Origin of the sequence: Klebsiella sp. 2-CIP_Kleb., assembly GCF_050378715.1 — a bacterium.
GTDB lineage: Bacteria > Pseudomonadota > Gammaproteobacteria > Enterobacterales > Enterobacteriaceae > Klebsiella > Klebsiella quasipneumoniae.
On sequence record NZ_JBNRLG010000001.1, the window covers coordinates 836,646 to 854,609 of the forward strand.

General features: G+C 53.3%; 16 protein-coding genes, 2 tRNA genes and 2 other RNA genes. 8 read left to right on the forward strand and 12 right to left on the reverse strand.

Annotated features, from left to right (window positions below):
• Positions 1–46: 46 nt before the first annotated feature.
• From oppF to ACQUTP_RS04230, 7 genes are all read right to left on the reverse strand, one after another.
• Positions 47–1,051, reverse strand: coding sequence for a murein tripeptide/oligopeptide ABC transporter ATP-binding protein OppF (gene oppF / locus ACQUTP_RS04200; RefSeq protein ID WP_002910083.1), 1,005 nt, complete (start codon positions 1,049–1,051; stop codon positions 47–49).
• Positions 1,048–2,061: an ABC transporter ATP-binding protein gene (locus ACQUTP_RS04205; protein WP_004151853.1), complete on the reverse strand. Its 1,014-nt coding sequence runs from the start codon at positions 2,059–2,061 to the stop codon at positions 1,048–1,050. The genes oppF and ACQUTP_RS04205 overlap by 4 nt, the downstream gene beginning before the upstream one ends.
• A gap of 11 nt (positions 2,062–2,072) precedes the next feature.
• On the reverse strand, positions 2,073–2,981 hold the full coding sequence (gene oppC, locus ACQUTP_RS04210) for an oligopeptide ABC transporter permease OppC (protein ID WP_004145396.1): 909 nt from the start codon (positions 2,979–2,981) through the stop codon (positions 2,073–2,075).
• A 14-nt stretch (positions 2,982–2,995) separates the two neighbouring features.
• Positions 2,996–3,916, reverse strand: coding sequence for an oligopeptide ABC transporter permease OppB (gene oppB / locus ACQUTP_RS04215; protein ID WP_002910089.1), 921 nt, complete (start codon positions 3,914–3,916; stop codon positions 2,996–2,998).
• An 85-nt stretch (positions 3,917–4,001) separates the two neighbouring features.
• Positions 4,002–5,636 (reverse strand): oligopeptide ABC transporter substrate-binding protein OppA, encoded by a 1,635-nt coding sequence (oppA, locus tag ACQUTP_RS04220; protein ID WP_004203164.1) that lies wholly within the window; start codon positions 5,634–5,636, stop codon positions 4,002–4,004.
• Between the two features lie 743 nt (positions 5,637–6,379).
• On the reverse strand, positions 6,380–7,027 hold the full coding sequence (locus ACQUTP_RS04225; RefSeq protein WP_002910095.1) for a YchE family NAAT transporter: 648 nt from the start codon (positions 7,025–7,027) through the stop codon (positions 6,380–6,382).
• Positions 7,028–7,210: 183 nt separating this feature from the next.
• A complete protein-coding gene (locus ACQUTP_RS04230; protein WP_032456270.1) occupies positions 7,211–7,426 on the reverse strand; it encodes a hypothetical protein in 216 nt (71 codons plus the stop codon).
• A gap of 77 nt (positions 7,427–7,503) precedes the next feature.
• On the opposite strand from ACQUTP_RS04230, the gene adhE reads away from it, so the two are divergent.
• Positions 7,504–10,179, forward strand: coding sequence for a bifunctional acetaldehyde-CoA/alcohol dehydrogenase (adhE, locus tag ACQUTP_RS04235; protein ID WP_004203165.1), 2,676 nt, complete (start codon positions 7,504–7,506; stop codon positions 10,177–10,179).
• A gap of 146 nt (positions 10,180–10,325) precedes the next feature.
• On the opposite strand, the gene tdk is transcribed toward adhE, so the two are convergent.
• On the reverse strand, positions 10,326–10,943 hold the full coding sequence (gene tdk / locus ACQUTP_RS04240) for a thymidine kinase (RefSeq protein ID WP_025999297.1): 618 nt from the start codon (positions 10,941–10,943) through the stop codon (positions 10,326–10,328).
• A gap of 561 nt (positions 10,944–11,504) precedes the next feature.
• Between tdk and hns the strand changes: the two genes are divergently transcribed.
• A complete protein-coding gene (hns, locus tag ACQUTP_RS04245) occupies positions 11,505–11,912 on the forward strand; it encodes a histone-like nucleoid-structuring protein H-NS (protein WP_002910103.1) in 408 nt (135 codons plus the stop codon).
• Positions 11,913–12,034: 122 nt separating this feature from the next.
• On the opposite strand, the gene galU is transcribed toward hns, so the two are convergent.
• From galU to rssA, 3 genes are all read right to left on the reverse strand, one after another.
• Entirely contained in the window at positions 12,035–12,937 is a 903-nt protein-coding gene (gene galU / locus ACQUTP_RS04250; protein ID WP_004203168.1) for a UTP--glucose-1-phosphate uridylyltransferase GalU, read from the reverse strand.
• 197 nt (positions 12,938–13,134) lie between these two features.
• Positions 13,135–14,148 (reverse strand): two-component system response regulator RssB, encoded by a 1,014-nt coding sequence (rssB, locus tag ACQUTP_RS04255; protein WP_017900771.1) that lies wholly within the window; start codon positions 14,146–14,148, stop codon positions 13,135–13,137.
• Between the two features lie 89 nt (positions 14,149–14,237).
• Positions 14,238–15,140: a patatin-like phospholipase RssA gene (gene rssA, locus ACQUTP_RS04260; RefSeq protein ID WP_004203175.1), complete on the reverse strand. Its 903-nt coding sequence runs from the start codon at positions 15,138–15,140 to the stop codon at positions 14,238–14,240.
• A 112-nt stretch (positions 15,141–15,252) separates the two neighbouring features.
• Here rssA and ACQUTP_RS04265 point away from each other — a divergent pair, with 112 nt between their 5' ends.
• From ACQUTP_RS04265 to ACQUTP_RS04290, 6 genes are all read left to right on the forward strand, one after another.
• Complete coding sequence (locus ACQUTP_RS04265; protein ID WP_017900770.1) at positions 15,253–15,711, forward strand: YchJ family protein; 459 nt, start codon at positions 15,253–15,255, stop codon at positions 15,709–15,711.
• A 42-nt stretch (positions 15,712–15,753) separates the two neighbouring features.
• Positions 15,754–16,596: a formyltetrahydrofolate deformylase gene (purU, locus tag ACQUTP_RS04270; RefSeq protein WP_004203178.1), complete on the forward strand. Its 843-nt coding sequence runs from the start codon at positions 15,754–15,756 to the stop codon at positions 16,594–16,596.
• 159 nt (positions 16,597–16,755) lie between these two features.
• A tRNA-Tyr gene (locus tag ACQUTP_RS04275) sits at positions 16,756–16,840 on the forward strand.
• Positions 16,841–16,878: 38 nt separating this feature from the next.
• Positions 16,879–16,963: transfer RNA gene (locus ACQUTP_RS04280), tRNA-Tyr, on the forward strand.
• Positions 16,964–17,006: 43 nt separating this feature from the next.
• Positions 17,007–17,138: non-coding RNA, RtT sRNA (locus tag ACQUTP_RS04285), on the forward strand.
• A gap of 43 nt (positions 17,139–17,181) precedes the next feature.
• Positions 17,182–17,302: non-coding RNA, RtT sRNA (locus tag ACQUTP_RS04290), on the forward strand.
• 116 nt (positions 17,303–17,418) lie between these two features.
• Here the strand turns inward: ACQUTP_RS04290 and ACQUTP_RS04295 are convergent.
• Positions 17,419–17,862, reverse strand: a complete 444-nt coding sequence (locus ACQUTP_RS04295) for an Lrp/AsnC family transcriptional regulator (protein ID WP_023318559.1) — start codon at positions 17,860–17,862, stop codon at positions 17,419–17,421.
• Positions 17,863–17,964: the final 102 nt, after the last annotated feature.

Below are 17,964 nucleotides of genomic sequence, written 5' to 3' on the forward strand. Positions count from 1 at the left end.
GTTAACCTCGCATAAAAAAAGGGCTGACCTGCGTCAGCCCCTGAGATTATAACGGGTCTACCTTAAGGCAGGAAACCGCATGGCGGAAGCTGCCTTCCAGCACCGGACGGGTTTTGGCGCACTCCGGTCCGGCGAGCGGACAGCGGGTGCGGAAGACACAGCCCGAAGGCGGATTAATCGGCGAGGGTAATTCGCCCTCCAGCAGTTGGATGGTTTTCGTTTTTTCGAGGTCCGGATCGGGGATCGGCACCGCCGACATCAGCGCTTTGGTATAGGGATGCAGCGGATTATGGTACACCTCATCGTAGGTTCCCAGCTCCACCGCGTGGCCCAGATACATCACCAGTACGCGATCGGAGATGTGCTTAACTACCGCCAGATCGTGGGCGATAAATATCAGCGACAGTCCCATTTCACGCTGCAGCTGCTGCAGCAGGTTGACCACCTGGGCCTGGATGGACACGTCAAGTGCGGACACCGGCTCATCGCAGATAATCAGCTTCGGCTCGAGGATCAGCGCCCGCGCGATGCCGATGCGCTGACACTGACCGCCAGAGAACTCGTGCGGATAGCGGTTGATCAGGTTAGGCAACAGCCCGACTTTCATCATCATCGCCTTCACGCGATCGCGCACTTCCTGACGCGGCATCTTCGGATGATAGGTACGCAGCGGTTCAGCGATGATTTCTCCGATGGTCATACGCGGGTTCAGCGAGGCCAGCGGATCCTGGAAGATCATCTGGATATCGCTGCGCACGTCGCGCCACTCTTCCTGCTTCATGCCCAGCAGATCTTTACCCAACCAGGCCACTTTGCCATCGGTGGCCTTCACCAGGCCAATGATGGCGCGGGCGAAAGTCGATTTACCGCAGCCTGACTCCCCCACCACGCCGAGGGTCTCGCCTTCATAGAGACGCAGCGTCACGCCATCTACGGCTTTCAGCGTTTTCGACGGCTGCCAGAACCACTGTTTGCCATCTTTAATATCGAAATGCACCTTCAGGTCGGCAATTTCGAGCAGGACTTTTCGTTGTTCAGTTACGGCGTTCATAGCAGATCCCCCACCGGTTTAAAGCAGGCGCGCAGGCGACCTGGCGCGAAAGACTCCAGCGGCGGCGCGCTGCTGCACTGTTCCATTGCATGCGGACAGCGCGGCTGGAATGGGCAGCCTTTCGGCAAACGCAGCAGGTTCGGCGGGTTGCCCGGAATGGTCAATAACGCATCGCCTTCGGCATCCAGACGAGGAACCGCATTCAACAGCCCAATAGAGTATGGGTGCGACGGCTGATAAAAGACATCGCGCGCCTGACCGTACTCCATGGTGCGGCCCGCATACATCACCAGCACTTTATCGCAGATCCCCGCCACGACTCCGAGGTCATGGGTGATCATAATGATGGCCGTATTAAATTCGCGTTTCAGCTCATTCAGTAACGTCATGATCTGCGCCTGCACAGTGACGTCCAGGGCGGTGGTCGGCTCATCGGCAATCAGCAGCCGCGGCCGGCACAGTAGCGCCATGGCAATCATCACGCGCTGGCGCATCCCGCCGGAGAACTCGTGCGGGAACATCTTCATGCGCTTGCGCGCTTCCGGCATTTTCACCGCGTCGAGCATTTTGACCGACTCCTCAAATGCTTCGGCTTTGCTCAGCCCCTTATGCAGCATCAGGACTTCCATTAACTGCTCTCCCACCCGCATATATGGGTTCAGAGAGGTCATCGGATCCTGGAAAATCATCGAGATTTGCTCGGCGCGCAGTTTGTTCAGCTCACGCTCGGGCAAATTGAGGATTTGCCGACCGTTAAAGGTGGCGGAACCACCGATGCGACCGTTGGCCGCCAGCAGCCCCATCAGGGCGAAGGCGGTCTGCGATTTACCGGAGCCGGACTCCCCGACAATACCGAGCGTTTCGCCCGCCTGGAGGGTGAAGTTCAGATCATTGACGGCGGTGACATCGCCATCCGGCGTTTTAAAGGTGACGCGAAGATCTTTCACGTCCAGCAGCAGGCCGCTGTGACTCTGCGCTTGCGGCGCTTTTGCCGTTTCAATCATGGTCATGGCAGCGCTCCTTAGCGGTCTTTCGGGTCGAGGGCATCACGCAGACCATCGCCGATAAAGTTGAAACAGAACAGGGTCACCACCAGGAAACCCGCCGGGAACAGCAACAGCCAGGGCGAGACCTCCATTGAGTTGGCGCCATCGCTGAGCAATGCCCCCCAGCTGCTGAGCGGCTCCTGCGTCCCCAACCCCAGGAAGCTGAGGAAGGATTCAAAGAGGATCATACTGGGGACCAGCAGCGAGGCGTACACCACCACCACACCCAGCACATTAGGAACGATATGGCGCAGCACGATGCTCGCTGTGGAGACCCCGCCGACCTGCGCCGCCTCAATAAACTCTTTGCGCTTCAGGCTCAAGGTCTGTCCGCGTACGATACGGGCCATGTCCAGCCAGGAGACCATGCCGATAGCGACAAAAATCAACAGGATATTCTGACCAAAAAAGGTCACCAGCAGGATAACGAAGAACATAAACGGGAAGGAGTTGAGGATCTCCAGCAGACGCATCATCACCGAATCCACTTTGCCGCCGAGATACCCGGAAAGCGAACCATACAGCGTGCCGAGGATCACCGCCACCAGCGCCGCCGCCACCCCAACCATCAGCGAAATACGCCCGCCGATCGCCACGCGCACCAGCAGATCGCGACCGGAGGAGTCGGTCCCAAAGTAGTGGCCAGAGGCCATGTCCGGGGCATTGGACATCATGCCCCAGTCGGTATCGAAATAGGAGAATGACGACACCATCGGCGCGAAGGTCACGAACAGCGCAATGAGCACCAGCATAATCAAGCTGGTGACCGCGGCGCGGTTATGCATAAAGCGGCGACGCGCATCCTGCCAGAGGCTACGCCCCTCCACTTCCAGCTTCTCACTGAAGTTTTCCAGCGCCTCGCTATTTTTCTTACTTAACATCATGGCGAACTCCGGCTTCAGTAGCGAATCTTCGGATCGATAACGGCGTAAAGCACGTCAACGATGGCGTTGAACAGAATAGTCAGGGCACCCACGAGGATCGTCAGGCTGAGCACCAGCGAGTAGTCGCGGTTAAGCGCCCCGTTAACGAACAGCTGGCCAATCCCCGGCAGGCCGTAAATGGTTTCAATGACCATTGAGCCCGTAATGATGCCCACGAAAGCCGGCCCCATATAGGAGAGCACCGGCAGCAGCGCCGGCTTCAGCGCATGGCGCAAAATAATGCGGCGCATCGGCAGCCCCTTCGCCCGCGCGGTGCGGATAAAGTTAGAGTGCAGCACTTCAATCATTGAGCCGCGGGTAATTCGCGCGATGCTGGCGATATAGGCCAGGGAAAGCGCCACCATCGGCAGGATCATAAATTTCAACGCCCCGCCGTTCCAGCCGCCGCCCGGCAGCCAGTGCAGGGTAATAGCAAAGATCATCACCAGCAGAGGCGCCACCACAAAGCTCGGAATAACCACGCCGGTCATGGCTACCCCCATCACCGCATAGTCCCAGCGGGTATTCTGCTTCAAAGCGGCAATAACGCCCGCAGCGACGCCGATCACTACCGCCAGCAAAAAGGCAGCGAAGCCCAGTTTCGCCGAAACCGGGAAGCTGGCCGCCACCAGATCGTTGACCGAATAATCTTTGTATTTAAAGGAGGGACCAAAATCGCCATGCGCCAGCTGCTTCAGGTAATTGAAGTACTGCGTCATGATGGGGTCGTTTAAATGGTATTTTGCTTCAATATTCGCCATGACTTCCGGCGGTAGCGTGCGTTCCCCGGTAAAAGGACTTCCCGGAGCCAGACGCATCATGAAGAATGAAATGGTAATAAGAATGAATAGCGTCGGAATCGCTTCCAGACAGCGACGTAAGATAAATTTTAACATTGCCCGTACCTTCTGGCGTGTGCCTTTGCACTGCTCTCAAATAAGACACGATGGAGCGAGCACAGGCCCGCTCCACGTATTGCCATTAATGTTTGATAACGTAAAGGTCTTTGGTATAGACGTTATCCATCGGGTCTTTACCGGTGTAGCCACCGACCCACGGTTTCACCAGGCGGGCGTTAACGTAGTAATAGACCGGTACGATCGCGCTGTCTTTGTCCAGCTGCTGCTCTGCTTTCGCATAGGCTGCAGTGCGCTGCGCTTCATCGGATGCTTTCACGGATTCAGCCATAATCTTATCGAACGCCGGGCTCTTATAGTGCGCAGTGTTCATTGAGCTGTCTGAAAGCATGGTATTCAGGAATGAGGTTGGCTCGTTATAGTCGGCGCACCAGCCTGCACGCGCCACGTCATAGGTACCCTGATGACGGGTATCGAGGAACGTTTTCCACTCCTGGTTGACTAACTTCACGTCAATGCCCAGGTTTTTACGCCACAGCGAGGCGGCGGCAATCGCCAGCTTCTTGTGCAAATCAGAGGTGTTATACAGCAGGTTGAAGGTCAACGGTTTATCGGCGCTATAGCCGGCTTCGGCCAGCAGTTTTTTCGCTTCTTCATTCCGTTTTTCCTGCGACCAGGTAAACCATTCCGGCTCGGTCAGTTTCGCGCCATCGGTATACGGCGGGGTGTAGCCGTAGGCCGGCAGATCGCCCTGTCCTTTTACCTTATTGGCAATAATGTCGCGGTCCAGACCCAGCTTCAGCGCGGTACGTACGCGCACGTCGGTGAACGGTGCTTTCTGGTTGTTAATTTCGTAGTAATAAGTACACAGATACGGGTCAACGTGCAGCTCGTTCGGGATCTCTTTTTTCAGTTTCTGGAAGAGCTCGATCGGCAGCTGGTTATAGGTCATATCCAGCTCACCGCTGCGGTAACGGTTAACATAGGTCACTTCAGAAGAGGTCGGCAGCCAGGTGACAGTGTTAATAACGGTTTTGGCATTATCCCAGTAATGCGGGTTGCGCTCCATGACGATACGTTCGTTGACCACCCAGTCTTTCAGGGTGTACGCGCCATTGGTGACGATATTGCCAGGCTGCGTCCACTTCTCGCCAAATTTTTCAATCGCTGGTTTGTAGACAGGAGACATCGCCGGGTTAACCAGCAGTTTATAAAAATAGGGTACTGGCTCGCTGAGGGTGACTTCCAGCGTGTGGTCGTCAATGGCTTTTACGCCCAGTTCGCTCGGAGCTTTCTTGCCGTCAATGATTTCGTCGACGTTCACGATATGACCATACTGCGGATAGCTGGCATAAGGAGACGCGGTTTTCGGATCCACCAGACGCTGCCAGCTATAAACGAAGTCCTGGGCGGTCACCGGCTCGCCGTTAGACCATTTCGCATCTTTACGCAGATGGAAAGTCCAGACTTTGAAATCTTTATTATCCCAGCTCTCTGCCACGCCAGGGATCGGGTGGCCATCTTTCGGCGAGGTATTCAGCAAGCCTTCGAACAGGTCGCGGCTAATATTCGCCTCAGGCACCCCTTCGATTTTATTCGGGTCCAGCGATTGCGGTTCGGCGCCGCTATTTCGCACCAGCGTTTGCTTATCCGAAAGCTGCACACCGGCCGGGACATCCGCTGCCATAGCCATATTGCCGGCCATGAGTGCGGATAGCACTCCTGCGGCGATCAAACGTTTTTTAGTGATGATGGTCATTGTGTTGTAACTCCAGTCATTATAATTACTGGTTTTTTAACCAGCCTGTTTTTTTCCCGTTTAGGGGATCTGTCCAGCGCAGGAGTGTTTGCGATTGGCAGATTGCTATCACCGACTTATTTATTACGACCGCTCGAACGGCAGTCTTAACGTCGATTCGTTCCCCCTCGCTGGGGGGCAGTTCCGGCATAGCGAGATCATTAAAAATGATTCTCATTTACGCACATAATTCAGCAGACGATAACGGCGGAAAGTACCAAAAGGTAAACACCTCCGCCAATGCAATTTGCAAATATGTTACCGGATTCTCTTTTATTGCCGGCTTTGCCAGCGTTACTCGCGGTTGCCACAAAACGCCGATAGAAAAATATCATTATTAATCATTTAGTTATGACACTTTCACCAGCCAACATACTGATCAACGACCGCAAGATGATTTTTTGTACAAAAATTTAACAATAGATTACTTTTTAGCACATTCATCTACAGCCTTGTTAAAATTACTAATATCATTTCGATGATCCGACAGCAAGTACCAGAGAATGATGTGAAGAAAATAACATCACAGGATGGGGAGACGTGAGGGGAATGTTAAGAGAAATATTTCATATATTAATGAAAATTATGGAATTAATAGCGATATCGCAAAATGTTATTCCTACCGCCGGTTACGCGCTGGCTAATAGGTTTTGCTAATAATCGCGCAGGCGAGAAGGGAACCTACCCGCCTGCGTGGCAACCAGCTAACTCAGCAGCCCCGGAAAGAGCGCTTTAATCCCCGTCACAATAAACTCAATGCCAAGGGCCATCAGCAGCAGGCCCATAATACGGGTGATAACGTTGATCCCTGTCTGCCCTAGCAGACGCACCAGCCACGGCGCCATGCGGAAAATCCCCCAGCAGCAGAGGGCAAAGACGGCAATCGCCAGTGAAAAACCGACGAGGTGCACCCAGGAGTGATACCGCGTACCCCACACGATAGTGGAACTGATTGCCCCCGGTCCGGCCATTAGCGGTAGCGCGAGAGGAACCACGCCGATGCTCTCCCGCACCGCCGTCTCCGACTTCTCCTGCTTGTTCTGCTTATCTTCACCGAGCTTACCGCTGATCATCGACATCGCGATGGTCACCACCAGGATGCCGCCGGCGATACGGAACGAATCAATGGAGATACCAAAAATCTGCAGAATGCCATCGCCGAGAAACAATGACGTCAGGAGGATGATCGCCACCGACAGGTTGGCGGTCAGGTTGGTCTTATTGCGCACTGCTGCCGGTTGGTAGCTGGTCATACTAATGAACACCGGAATAATGCCCACCGGGTTAACCAGAGCAAATAAGCCGATGAAAAACTTGAAATATGCAGAAAAATCGAACAGTGATTGAGTCACAATGGGCTCCGCAGCATCATCAAAATTGGCGGTTGACTGTTAACAGCATAAAATAACTGCGCGAAACATACGCTTTTTGCATGCAATATTCATTATAAATATGCATAACCCGGTGATATGTATCGAATGTTAGCTATTTGTAGTTTTAATGCTAATCGTTTTTTTAATTTCAAAACCCTCCCATTACACTTGATCGAACCGGTCAAAAAGCAGCCAGCTGAAAGGTATCAGCAGTGCCAATACTTGATCTAAATCACGTAATTTGTACTCAGAAGTGAGTAATCTTGATGACACCAACAGAGTGGAAGGCAGCAGTACCTGAAAGTTAAAAAGATAAAGCTTTTTTAGTAAATCGGTAAAACAGCGTCCTGATTTTCCTACATAAACATTTACATGCAAGCTGTTTACAGCCTGTCTATAATGTCGAATCGAGCGACTGATTTACTAAAAAAGTTTAACATTATCAGGAGAGCATTATGGCTGTTACTAATATCGCTGAACTGAACGCGCTTGTTGAGCGTGTCAAGAAAGCCCAGCGTGAATATGCCAGTTTCACTCAAGAACAAGTCGACAAAATCTTCCGCGCCGCCGCGCTGGCCGCTGCAGATGCTCGAATCCCTCTCGCCAAAATGGCCGTTGCCGAATCCGGCATGGGCATCGTTGAAGACAAAGTGATCAAAAACCACTTCGCTTCCGAATACATCTACAACGCTTATAAAGACGAAAAAACCTGTGGCGTCCTGTCAGAAGACGACACTTTTGGTACCATCACTATCGCTGAACCTATCGGCATCATCTGCGGTATCGTTCCGACCACGAACCCGACTTCAACAGCCATCTTCAAATCGCTCATCAGCCTGAAGACGCGTAACGCCATCATTTTCTCTCCGCACCCGCGTGCTAAAGAAGCCACTAACAAAGCGGCTGACATTGTCCTGCAGGCTGCCATCGCTGCCGGCGCACCGAAAGACCTGATTGGTTGGATCGATCAGCCGTCTGTTGAGCTGTCTAACGCCCTGATGCACCACCCGGATATCAACCTGATCCTTGCAACCGGTGGTCCAGGCATGGTGAAAGCAGCATACAGCTCCGGTAAACCTGCTATCGGCGTAGGTGCCGGTAACACCCCGGTGGTGATTGATGAAACGGCTGACATCAAACGCGCCGTTGCTTCCGTTCTAATGTCTAAAACCTTCGATAACGGCGTTATCTGTGCTTCTGAGCAGTCCGTTGTGGTGGTTGATTCCGTTTATGACGCGGTTCGCGAACGTTTCGCCAGCCACGGCGGCTACCTGCTGCAGGGTAAAGAGCTGAAAGCCGTTCAGGACATTATCCTGAAAAATGGCGCGCTGAACGCCGCTATCGTTGGTCAGCCTGCAGCGAAAATCGCTGAACTGGCAGGCTTCACCGTACCGGCCACGACTAAAATCCTGATTGGCGAAGTCACCGACGTTGACGAAAGCGAGCCGTTTGCTCACGAAAAACTGTCTCCGACGCTGGCGATGTACCGTGCGAAAGATTTCGAAGACGCCGTGACCAAAGCAGAAAAACTGGTCGCCATGGGCGGTATCGGTCATACCTCTTGCCTGTACACCGACCAGGATAACCAGCCGGCTCGCGTGGCTTACTTCGGCCAGATGATGAAAACGGCGCGTATCCTGATCAACACCCCGGCTTCTCAGGGTGGTATCGGTGACCTGTACAACTTCAAACTCGCTCCTTCCCTGACTCTGGGTTGTGGTTCCTGGGGTGGTAACTCCATCTCTGAAAACGTTGGTCCGAAACACCTGATCAACAAGAAAACCGTTGCTAAGCGAGCTGAAAACATGTTGTGGCACAAACTTCCGAAATCTATCTACTTCCGTCGTGGCTCCCTGCCTATCGCACTGGATGAAGTGATTACTGATGGTCACAAACGCGCGCTGATCGTGACTGACCGCTTCCTGTTCAACAACGGTTATGCCGATCAGATCACCTCCGTACTGAAAGCTGCGGGTGTGGAAACTGAAGTCTTCTTCGAAGTTGAAGCTGACCCGACGCTGACCATCGTACGTAAAGGTGCTGAACTGGCGAACTCCTTCAAACCAGACGTGATCATCGCGCTGGGCGGCGGTTCCCCGATGGATGCGGCGAAAATCATGTGGGTCATGTACGAACATCCGGAAACCCACTTCGAAGAACTGGCCCTGCGCTTTATGGATATCCGTAAACGTATCTACAAGTTCCCGAAAATGGGCGTTAAAGCCAAGATGGTGGCGATCACTACCACCTCCGGTACCGGTTCTGAAGTTACGCCGTTCGCCGTTGTGACCGACGACGCGACAGGTCAGAAATATCCGCTGGCGGACTACGCGCTGACCCCGGATATGGCCATCGTCGATGCCAACCTGGTGATGGATATGCCGAAATCGCTGTGTGCGTTCGGTGGTCTGGATGCAGTGACCCACGCCCTGGAAGCTTACGTTTCCGTTCTGGCTTCTGAGTTCTCTGACGGCCAGGCTCTGCAGGCGCTGAAGCTGCTGAAAGAGTACCTGCCGGCGTCCTACCACGAAGGTTCCAAGAACCCGGTTGCCCGCGAGCGCGTACACAGTGCCGCTACCATCGCCGGTATTGCGTTTGCTAACGCCTTCCTCGGCGTGTGCCACTCCATGGCGCACAAACTGGGTTCCCAGTTCCATATCCCGCACGGTCTGGCCAACGCCCTGCTGATCTGCAACGTTATCCGCTACAACGCGAATGACAACCCGACCAAGCAGACCGCGTTCAGCCAGTACGACCGTCCGCAGGCTCGTCGTCGCTACGCTGAAATCGCCGATCACCTGGGTCTCTCCGCACCGGGCGACCGCACCGCAGCGAAAATCGAGAAACTGCTGGCATGGCTGGAAAGCGTGAAAGCTGAGCTGGGTATTCCGAAATCTATCCGCGAAGCTGGCGTTCAGGAAGCTGACTTCCTGGCCCACGTTGATAAGCTGTCTGAAGATGCATTCGATGACCAGTGCACCGGCGCTAACCCGCGCTACCCGCTGATCTCCGAACTGAAACAGATCCTGCTGGATACCTACTACGGTCGCGAGTTCGTCGAAGGTGAAGCAGCCGCGAAAGCCGAAGCAGCTCCGGTGAAAGCTGAGAAAAAAGCGAAAAAATCCGCTTAATCGACAAGCATAAACGTTCTGCAAGCCCCGTCATCTGACGGGGCTTTTTTTTGCCCACCGACAGCCAAGCTTTAACGCCTGCTGGCCCAACAGTGCGCAGGCAATAAAAAGGCGCCTACAGGCGCCTGGACGAGCTTCTGCGCGTATTAGCAGGGGCGGTGCAGGTTTTGTACCTGGGTTAACGAGCCGACGCTCAGCGCTTCTTTATAATGCTTACGACAGACTGAAACGTATCGTTCATTACCGCCGATGACGACCTGCTCGCCCTCATTATAAGGACGCCCCTCCTGATCGAGGCGCAGCACCATGCTAGCCTTTCGTCCGCAGAAACAGATGGTTTTTAGCTCCACCAGCTTATCTGACCAGGCCAGCAAATACTGGCTACCGGTGAAGAGCTCACCGCGAAAGTCTGTCCGCAGGCCATAGCAAAGCACCGGAATGTCCAGCGTATCGACAACTTCAGACAGCTCATGAACCTGCTCGCGCGTCAGAAACTGGCTTTCATCCACCAGCACGCAGTGAATCGGTTTTAACTTGTGCTCTGCGGCAATATCGTTATATAGCGACGTCTGTGGATTATACAAACGGGCCGGCGATGAGAGACCGATACGCGAGCTAACTTTTCCGGCGCCAAAGCGGTCATCAATCTCAGCGGTATAAACGACGGTACGCATCCCCCGCTCCTGGTAATTGTACGAAGATTGCAACAGAGCGGTCGACTTACCTGCATTCATTGCAGAGTAGTAGAAATAAAGTTGTGCCATCGGCTGCGTGACCCCAATCAAAGTGTTTTATCGCGGCGGCGATTATACCATATTTTATGCGTACAGCCGCCCATTTAGCAGGGGTATTGTATCGCAGCCGAAGAGCCTGCAAAGCCAAAGGATTAAGAGGATGAATTGAATTTACAGGGCCATTATTTGTGCGCCCCGTTACGCTACTGGCGGGGTAACCATTGTCTTTTCGTGCTTATAGGGCGGTTAACTATGGGGCTATAAGCTGGGCCGCACGTTGTTTTATATTAAGTCTCGTAACCAAAAATGCGCTAATACTGACGAGGGTTATTTACCCATGTAAAGGATAATTTTTCTCACCGTACCTCAGAAAAAGCATACCGTCTCAGGGTTTTAGCTTACCTTCTCCTCATCGCTATAAGGATGAAAGATGTGAAGCGGCACGGGAATTTTAACTTAAATTAATTAATTCTCGCGACAAATAACCAGTAATTTTGAATTCCTTACATTCCCCCCTATTGCACAACGCATTTTATCGCTCTATTATTAGTTCAACAAACCACCCCACAATATAAGTTTGAGATTACTACAATGAGCGAAGCACTTAAAATTTTGAACAACATCCGTACTCTTCGTGCGCAGGCAAGAGAATGCACCCTGGAAACGCTCGAAGAAATGCTGGAAAAATTAGAAGTCGTTGTTAACGAGCGCCGTGAAGAAGAAAACGCCGCCGCGGCAGAAATTGAAGAACGTACGCGTAAGCTGCAGCAATACCGTGAAATGCTGATCGCTGACGGTATTGATCCGAATGAACTGCTGAGCACCATGGCAGCCGTTAAAGCCGGTACCAAAACCAAGCGTGCTGCACGTCCGGCTAAATACAGCTATGTCGACGAAAACGGCGAAACCAAAACCTGGACCGGCCAGGGCCGTACCCCGGCGGTGATCAAAAAAGCAATGGATGAGCAAGGTAAATCACTGGACGATTTCCTGATCTAATCTCCGTTGTTACGATATAAAAATCCCGCTGCGGCGGGATTTTTTTTGCCCCCAGGGGCCGATATAAAAAACCGGGAGCGCATCTGCGGCTCCCGGTTTTGTGCTTTCAACAGCGCGGCAGATTACTTCGTGACCGCGGTTTCCAGCCAGGCTTTAAAATCGTCACCCAGCGTTTTGTGGCGAATACCATATTCGACGAACGCCTGCATGTAGCCAAGCTTATTACCGCAGTCATGGCTCTTGCCTTTCATGTGATAAGCTTCGACAGTCTCTTTTTCGATCAGCATATCAATCGCGTCAGTCAGCTGAATTTCATCACCGGCACCCGGAGGAGTCTTCGCCAGCAGCGGCCAGATATCGGCGCTGAGGACATAGCGCCCCACCACCGCCAGGTTGGACGGCGCGACGTCAGCTTTCGGCTTCTCTACCACACCCACCATCGGTACGCTTTCGCCCGGCTGCAGAGATTCACCTTTGCAGTCAACCACGCCATAGGCGGTCACGTCCTCGACAGGCTCAACCATAATCTGGCTGGCGCCGGTCTCATCGAAACGAGAAATCATCTCCGCGAGGTTATCGCGGCTCAGATCGGATTCATATTCATCCAGAATAACGTCTGGCAGAATAACCGCGACCGGCTCATCACCCACTACCGGATGGGCGCAAAGTACCGCGTGCCCCAGACCTTTCGCCAGGCCCTGACGAACTTGCATAATGGTTACGTGCGGCGGGCAAATAGACTGCACTTCTTCCAGCAGCTGGCGTTTTACGCGTTTTTCCAGCATCGCTTCCAGCTCAAAACTGGTATCGAAATGGTTTTCGATAGAGTTTTTGGACGAGTGCGTTACCAGAACAATTTCAGTAATTCCTGCAGCGATACATTCATTAACAACGTACTGAATTAACGGCTTATCTACCAGCGGCAGCATTTCTTTTGGAATCGCTTTGGTGGCCGGCAGCATCCTGGTGCCTAATCCCGCAACCGGGATAACCGCTTTTCTGACTTTAGAATTAAGGGCAGCCATTGAAATCTCCTGGACTGTTTGTTTTTTAAACTTCTCGTTACAAATAACGTGTCGAGTATATCAGTCAACCGCGTATTCACTGGTCTGAAAAGCTTCCGATAGCCTCGAATTAGGACTTTTACGCATAAAACTGCTCGATGTTACCACCGCTAAAGGGCAACGGGTAATCCCGTCTGCTTAGATATAACCGTAATTGCTCATTCCGCAGACAACATTAAGCGTAAACGCCCTCCAGCCCCCCAAATTTGGCACTGCCATGAGGTACAACGCTGGCTAATTTGGTTAAGGTAAGCATCACCCAACGTTCCCAAAGGAACGCCATTACTAATCTGAATTTGATGCTCACCGGTATTCAGCGTGCCATTGAGCCCCGCCGACACCAGAATTAAATTTTTCAGTCCGCTGTGGTAATACCCCACTAACAAAGGAAACTGACCGGGAAGGTTTGCCTGACGCAGCAGCTGATTCACCTGTTTTAGCAGACTCCCCATTTCTGGAAGCCGTTGTCCCTGATGCGCCAGTTGCTCCTGTAACAAGCCATTGAACAACGCGCGCAATAATAAAGCTGCCAGTACGCCATTATCTCCTGCTCGTGTGACATCCAGACAATAGAAGGCCAAATCATTGTCCGAGAGCGGCGCGATATCGAGTACCAGACCGGGTTTATCCGCCGACACCAGCTGGCGATAATGAATGCGGCAGTGCGACATTTCCTGTTGCACCGGCGGCTGTAATTCCTGCAGTAATCGTGAGGCGGCGGTAGGATTACTGACCAGCGCGTCCCAGTCCTCAAATAGACGCTCTTCCTCTTCCACACGTGAACTGAACATCGCAGGATAGAGGCACGCATAAACGGTTTCACGCAGGCGATTGAAATCTTTTACTGGCTTTAACAACACGTCCTGAACGCCAAGCCGCAACGCTTTGGCTATATCGGCCATGTTTTCGGTAGCGGAAATCATCAGGATCGGTAGCTGCTCGCCGCGATTACGCAACGTCTCCACCAGCTCCAGACCGTTCATTCTCGGCATCGAAATGTCGCAGATCATCAGGTCCGGATGCACCTCCGTCATTTTATGCAGGGCATCCTTGCCATCTTCCGCCTGGAAGGTCGTTGCTCCCAGCGAGGTCAGCCATCCATGCAAGAGTGAGCGGAAAACGGGTTCGTCTTCAACTATCAGAATCTGTTTTCCCGCCAATGGCTGCGTCATGATATCTCCCCTGGCTGACGATAATTCAATAGTGGCACGCTATTCTCACTATCGCCTGTCAGAATTTGCTTAAGTCAGGTACTCGTGCGTCAAATCGCGGTACGCACTAAGGGTAATAATTCATCCATTTTCTTTTCTACCGCCAGCTGCCCTGCGGTAATCGCCTCGCCGGCGCGATGGAAATCAAGCGTCGAGACTTGTGGACAGTACGGTTGCAACAGGATATCCGGCGGGTCGCCCGCCATACGATTGCGTTTAAGACGATTCTCCAGGACCTGGATAGAAGTGGTCATGATCTCCATCGCCGTCGGCGTCACGGCCGTCCGGCGGGAACTCATTTGCGTCAAGCGTGCGCGCAGACGAGTATGCCATGGCCCCTCCTTCGCTTCGGCCTCGCGCCGCGGCGTTTCGAGGGAGAATAAATCCTGCTGCATAAGGTGGGCATCATGTTGCAGATCCACGGCAATCACGATATCGGCCCCCATTGCCCGCGTAAGCGACACGGGAACCGGATTGACCACCGCGCCATCGACCAGCCAGTAACCATTATGCCTTACCGGCGACATTAACCCCGGCATACTGCAGGAGGCTCGAATCGCTAAATGCAGATCGCCTTCGGTAAACCACAGCTCCCTGCCAGTGCTTAAATTTGTCGCGACGGCGGCAAATCGCCGTTCGCAGTGTTCGATATCGGTCACGGGCATGATGCGGCGATAATGATTGAATACCTTTTCACCCCGCAACAGTCCACCGCGGCGCCAGGAGAGGTCCATCAGTTTCAGAACGTCCCAGTTGCTGAAAGAGCAGACCCAGGACTCAAGCGCCGGGAGCCGGTTACAGGCATACGCCGCCCCTACCAGCGAACCGATAGAGCAACCGGCCACGATATCAATCTCAATGCCGGCCTGCTGGAGGGCGTTGATGACGCCAATATGCGACCATCCGCGGGCGGCACCCGCACCTAACGCCAGACCAATTTTAAGCTTTCTCATTAGTACTGATAACTATCCTTCCACTCTGAGCGTGGCAACATTGTCACGGCTCAGTTAACATAAAGCCCTTTGGCGTAGAAGCGCCGTTACTCATTCTTCCATGGAGGCTGTTTTGTCGCAATTATGCCCCTGTGGCAGCGCACTGGAGTATAGCTCATGTTGCCAGCGATATCTGTCCGGCGCTGAGCTTGCGCCAGGCCCGTCACAGCTTATGCGCTCCCGTTACAGCGCGTTCGTCATGAAAGATGCCGACTATCTGATCAAAACCTGGCATCCGTCCTGTCAGGCGCGGCAGTTTCGCGCCGAACTGGAGAAAGGCTTTGCCCACACAGAATGGCTGGGCTTAACCCTGTTCGCCAGCGATGAAGGACGAGCCGCAAATGAAGGCTTTGTCAGCTTTATCGCCCGCTTTAATGACAATAACCGCCCGGGCGCCATTATTGAACGTTCCAGATTCTTAAAAGAAAATGGACAGTGGTACTATATCGACGGGACACGACCGCTGATTGGCCGTAACGACCCCTGCCCTTGCGGTTCAGGTAAAAAATTTAAAAAATGCTGCGGCCAGTAACGCTGCCGCAGCGCTTGCAAACACTACAGGATTTTCCTCGCGATGCATTCATTACAACGTAAAGTACTACGCACTATTTGCCCTGATCAGAAAGGCCTCATCGCGCGTATCACCAATATCTGCTACAAGCACGAACTTAACATTGTGCAGAACAACGAATTTGTTGACCACCGTACCGGTCGTTTCTTTATGCGCACCGAACTGGAAGGCATTTTCAACGACGCTATTCTGCTGGCCGATCTGGACAGCGCCCTGCCGGAAGGCTCGATTCGTGAACTCAATCCGGCAGGCCGCCGCCGGGTGGTGATTCTGGTGACGAAAGAGGCCCACTGCCTCGGCGATCTGCTGATGAAAGCCAATTACGGCGGGCTGGATGTCGATATTGCCGCGGTTATTGGTAACCATGACACCCTGCGCCCGCTGGTGGAACGTTTTGGCATCCCGTTTGAACTGGTCAGCCATGAAGGGCTGAGCCGCGAAGAGCACGACAAACAGATGGGCGACGCGATTGCCGCCCACGAGCCGGATTACGTGGTGCTGGCCAAGTATATGCGCGTGCTTACGCCGGAATTTGTCGCCCGTTTCCCGAACAAGATCATTAACATTCACCACTCGTTCCTGCCGGCGTTTATCGGCGCGCGTCCGTATCATCAGGCCTATGAGCGTGGCGTGAAGATCATCGGCGCCACCGCCCACTACGTGAATGATAATCTGGACGAAGGCCCCATCATTATGCAGGACGTCATTCACGTCGATCATACTTATACCGCAGAAGATATGATGCGTGCCGGGCGCGATGTCGAAAAAAACGTATTGAGCCGGGCGCTGTATCAGGTACTGGCGCAGCGCGTCTTCGTCTACGGCAACCGGACGATTATTCTTTAATCGACTGAGAAATGAATTGGTTAGCTTTACGGCGTTACGGGTAAAAATCAGGCAACCAGTTTATTTTTGTCAAAGGAATGCTTTACAGGGGCGCATCATTTGGTATGATGCGCCCCGCTTCCCGAGAAGGAAGCAGGCCAGTACTAAGCATTACCCCGTGGTGGGGTTCCCGAGCGGCCAAAGGGAGCAGACTGTAAATCTGCCGTCATCGACTTCGAAGGTTCGAATCCTTCCCCCACCACCATTCATTTTGCTGAATAGCCTACAATGTGATTTTCCCCTGGTGGGGTTCCCGAGCGGCCAAAGGGAGCAGACTGTAAATCTGCCGTCATCGACTTCGAAGGTTCGAATCCTTCCCCCACCACCATCCCTTCATGTATTACCCAGCTTACTCCACTTGCGATACTTTATATTCTGCCCTACGGGGAAGGATGAGAAGCTTCGACTAAGGTTCGACTCGAGCGTAGCGAGAGAACGTTGCCGCAGGCAACGGCCCGAAGGGCGAGGCGCTTTAGCGCCGAGTAATCCTTCCCCCACCACCATCCCTTCATGTATTACCCAGCTTACTCCACTTGCGATACTTTATATTCTGCCCTACGGGGAAGGATGAGAAGGTTCGACTCGAGCGTAGCGAGAGAACGTTGCCGCAGGCAACGGCCCGAAGGGCGAGGCGCTTTAGCGCCGAGTCATCCTTCCCCCACCGCTGTTGCACTCTCGTCAGCCACCTGTTCTGCTATCTCCTCGCTCGCGCTTCGCTTAGCGAGGCTACAGGTGTGCCGTCTGGTAGTCCGGTCAGGTGCGCCGCACCGCCTCCGGGAAAACTCACAGCGGGGGCAGTCGCCTCTTCACCGGCGAACTTTTCACCACCGAGGTATTGCACTGCGCAAATTCGGCCAGGCCGTCCAGTAGCGTATCCAGCTGGGCAATATCACGCACCACCAGTCGCATCACGAAACAATCCTCTCCGGTCACTTTGTCACTTTCGATGCACTCCGGCATCGCCTGGATATATTTATCCACCTTCTGCAGTAGACCAGGCAGCGGCCGGACCCGCACCAGCGCCTGCAGGCTGTAGCCCAGCGCGGCGAGATTCACCCGCGCCCCATAGCCCTGAATCACGCCCCGCTCCTCCAGGCGCTTCACCCGCTCGGCGGTGCTCGGCGAAGTCAGCCCCACCCGCGCGCTCAATACCTTCAACGAGACTCTGGCATCCTGAGTCAGGCAAGTGAGGATCGCCCGGTCAATTTCATCAAGTACGTCATTCATGTTTTTTACCTAATTATGAAAGGGATTTCCCCCTGTTTGCCTTAATTCAGCCATGTCAGGCTGTCAGGATTTTTCGCACAATACTGGAAAACTTCTGGAGGT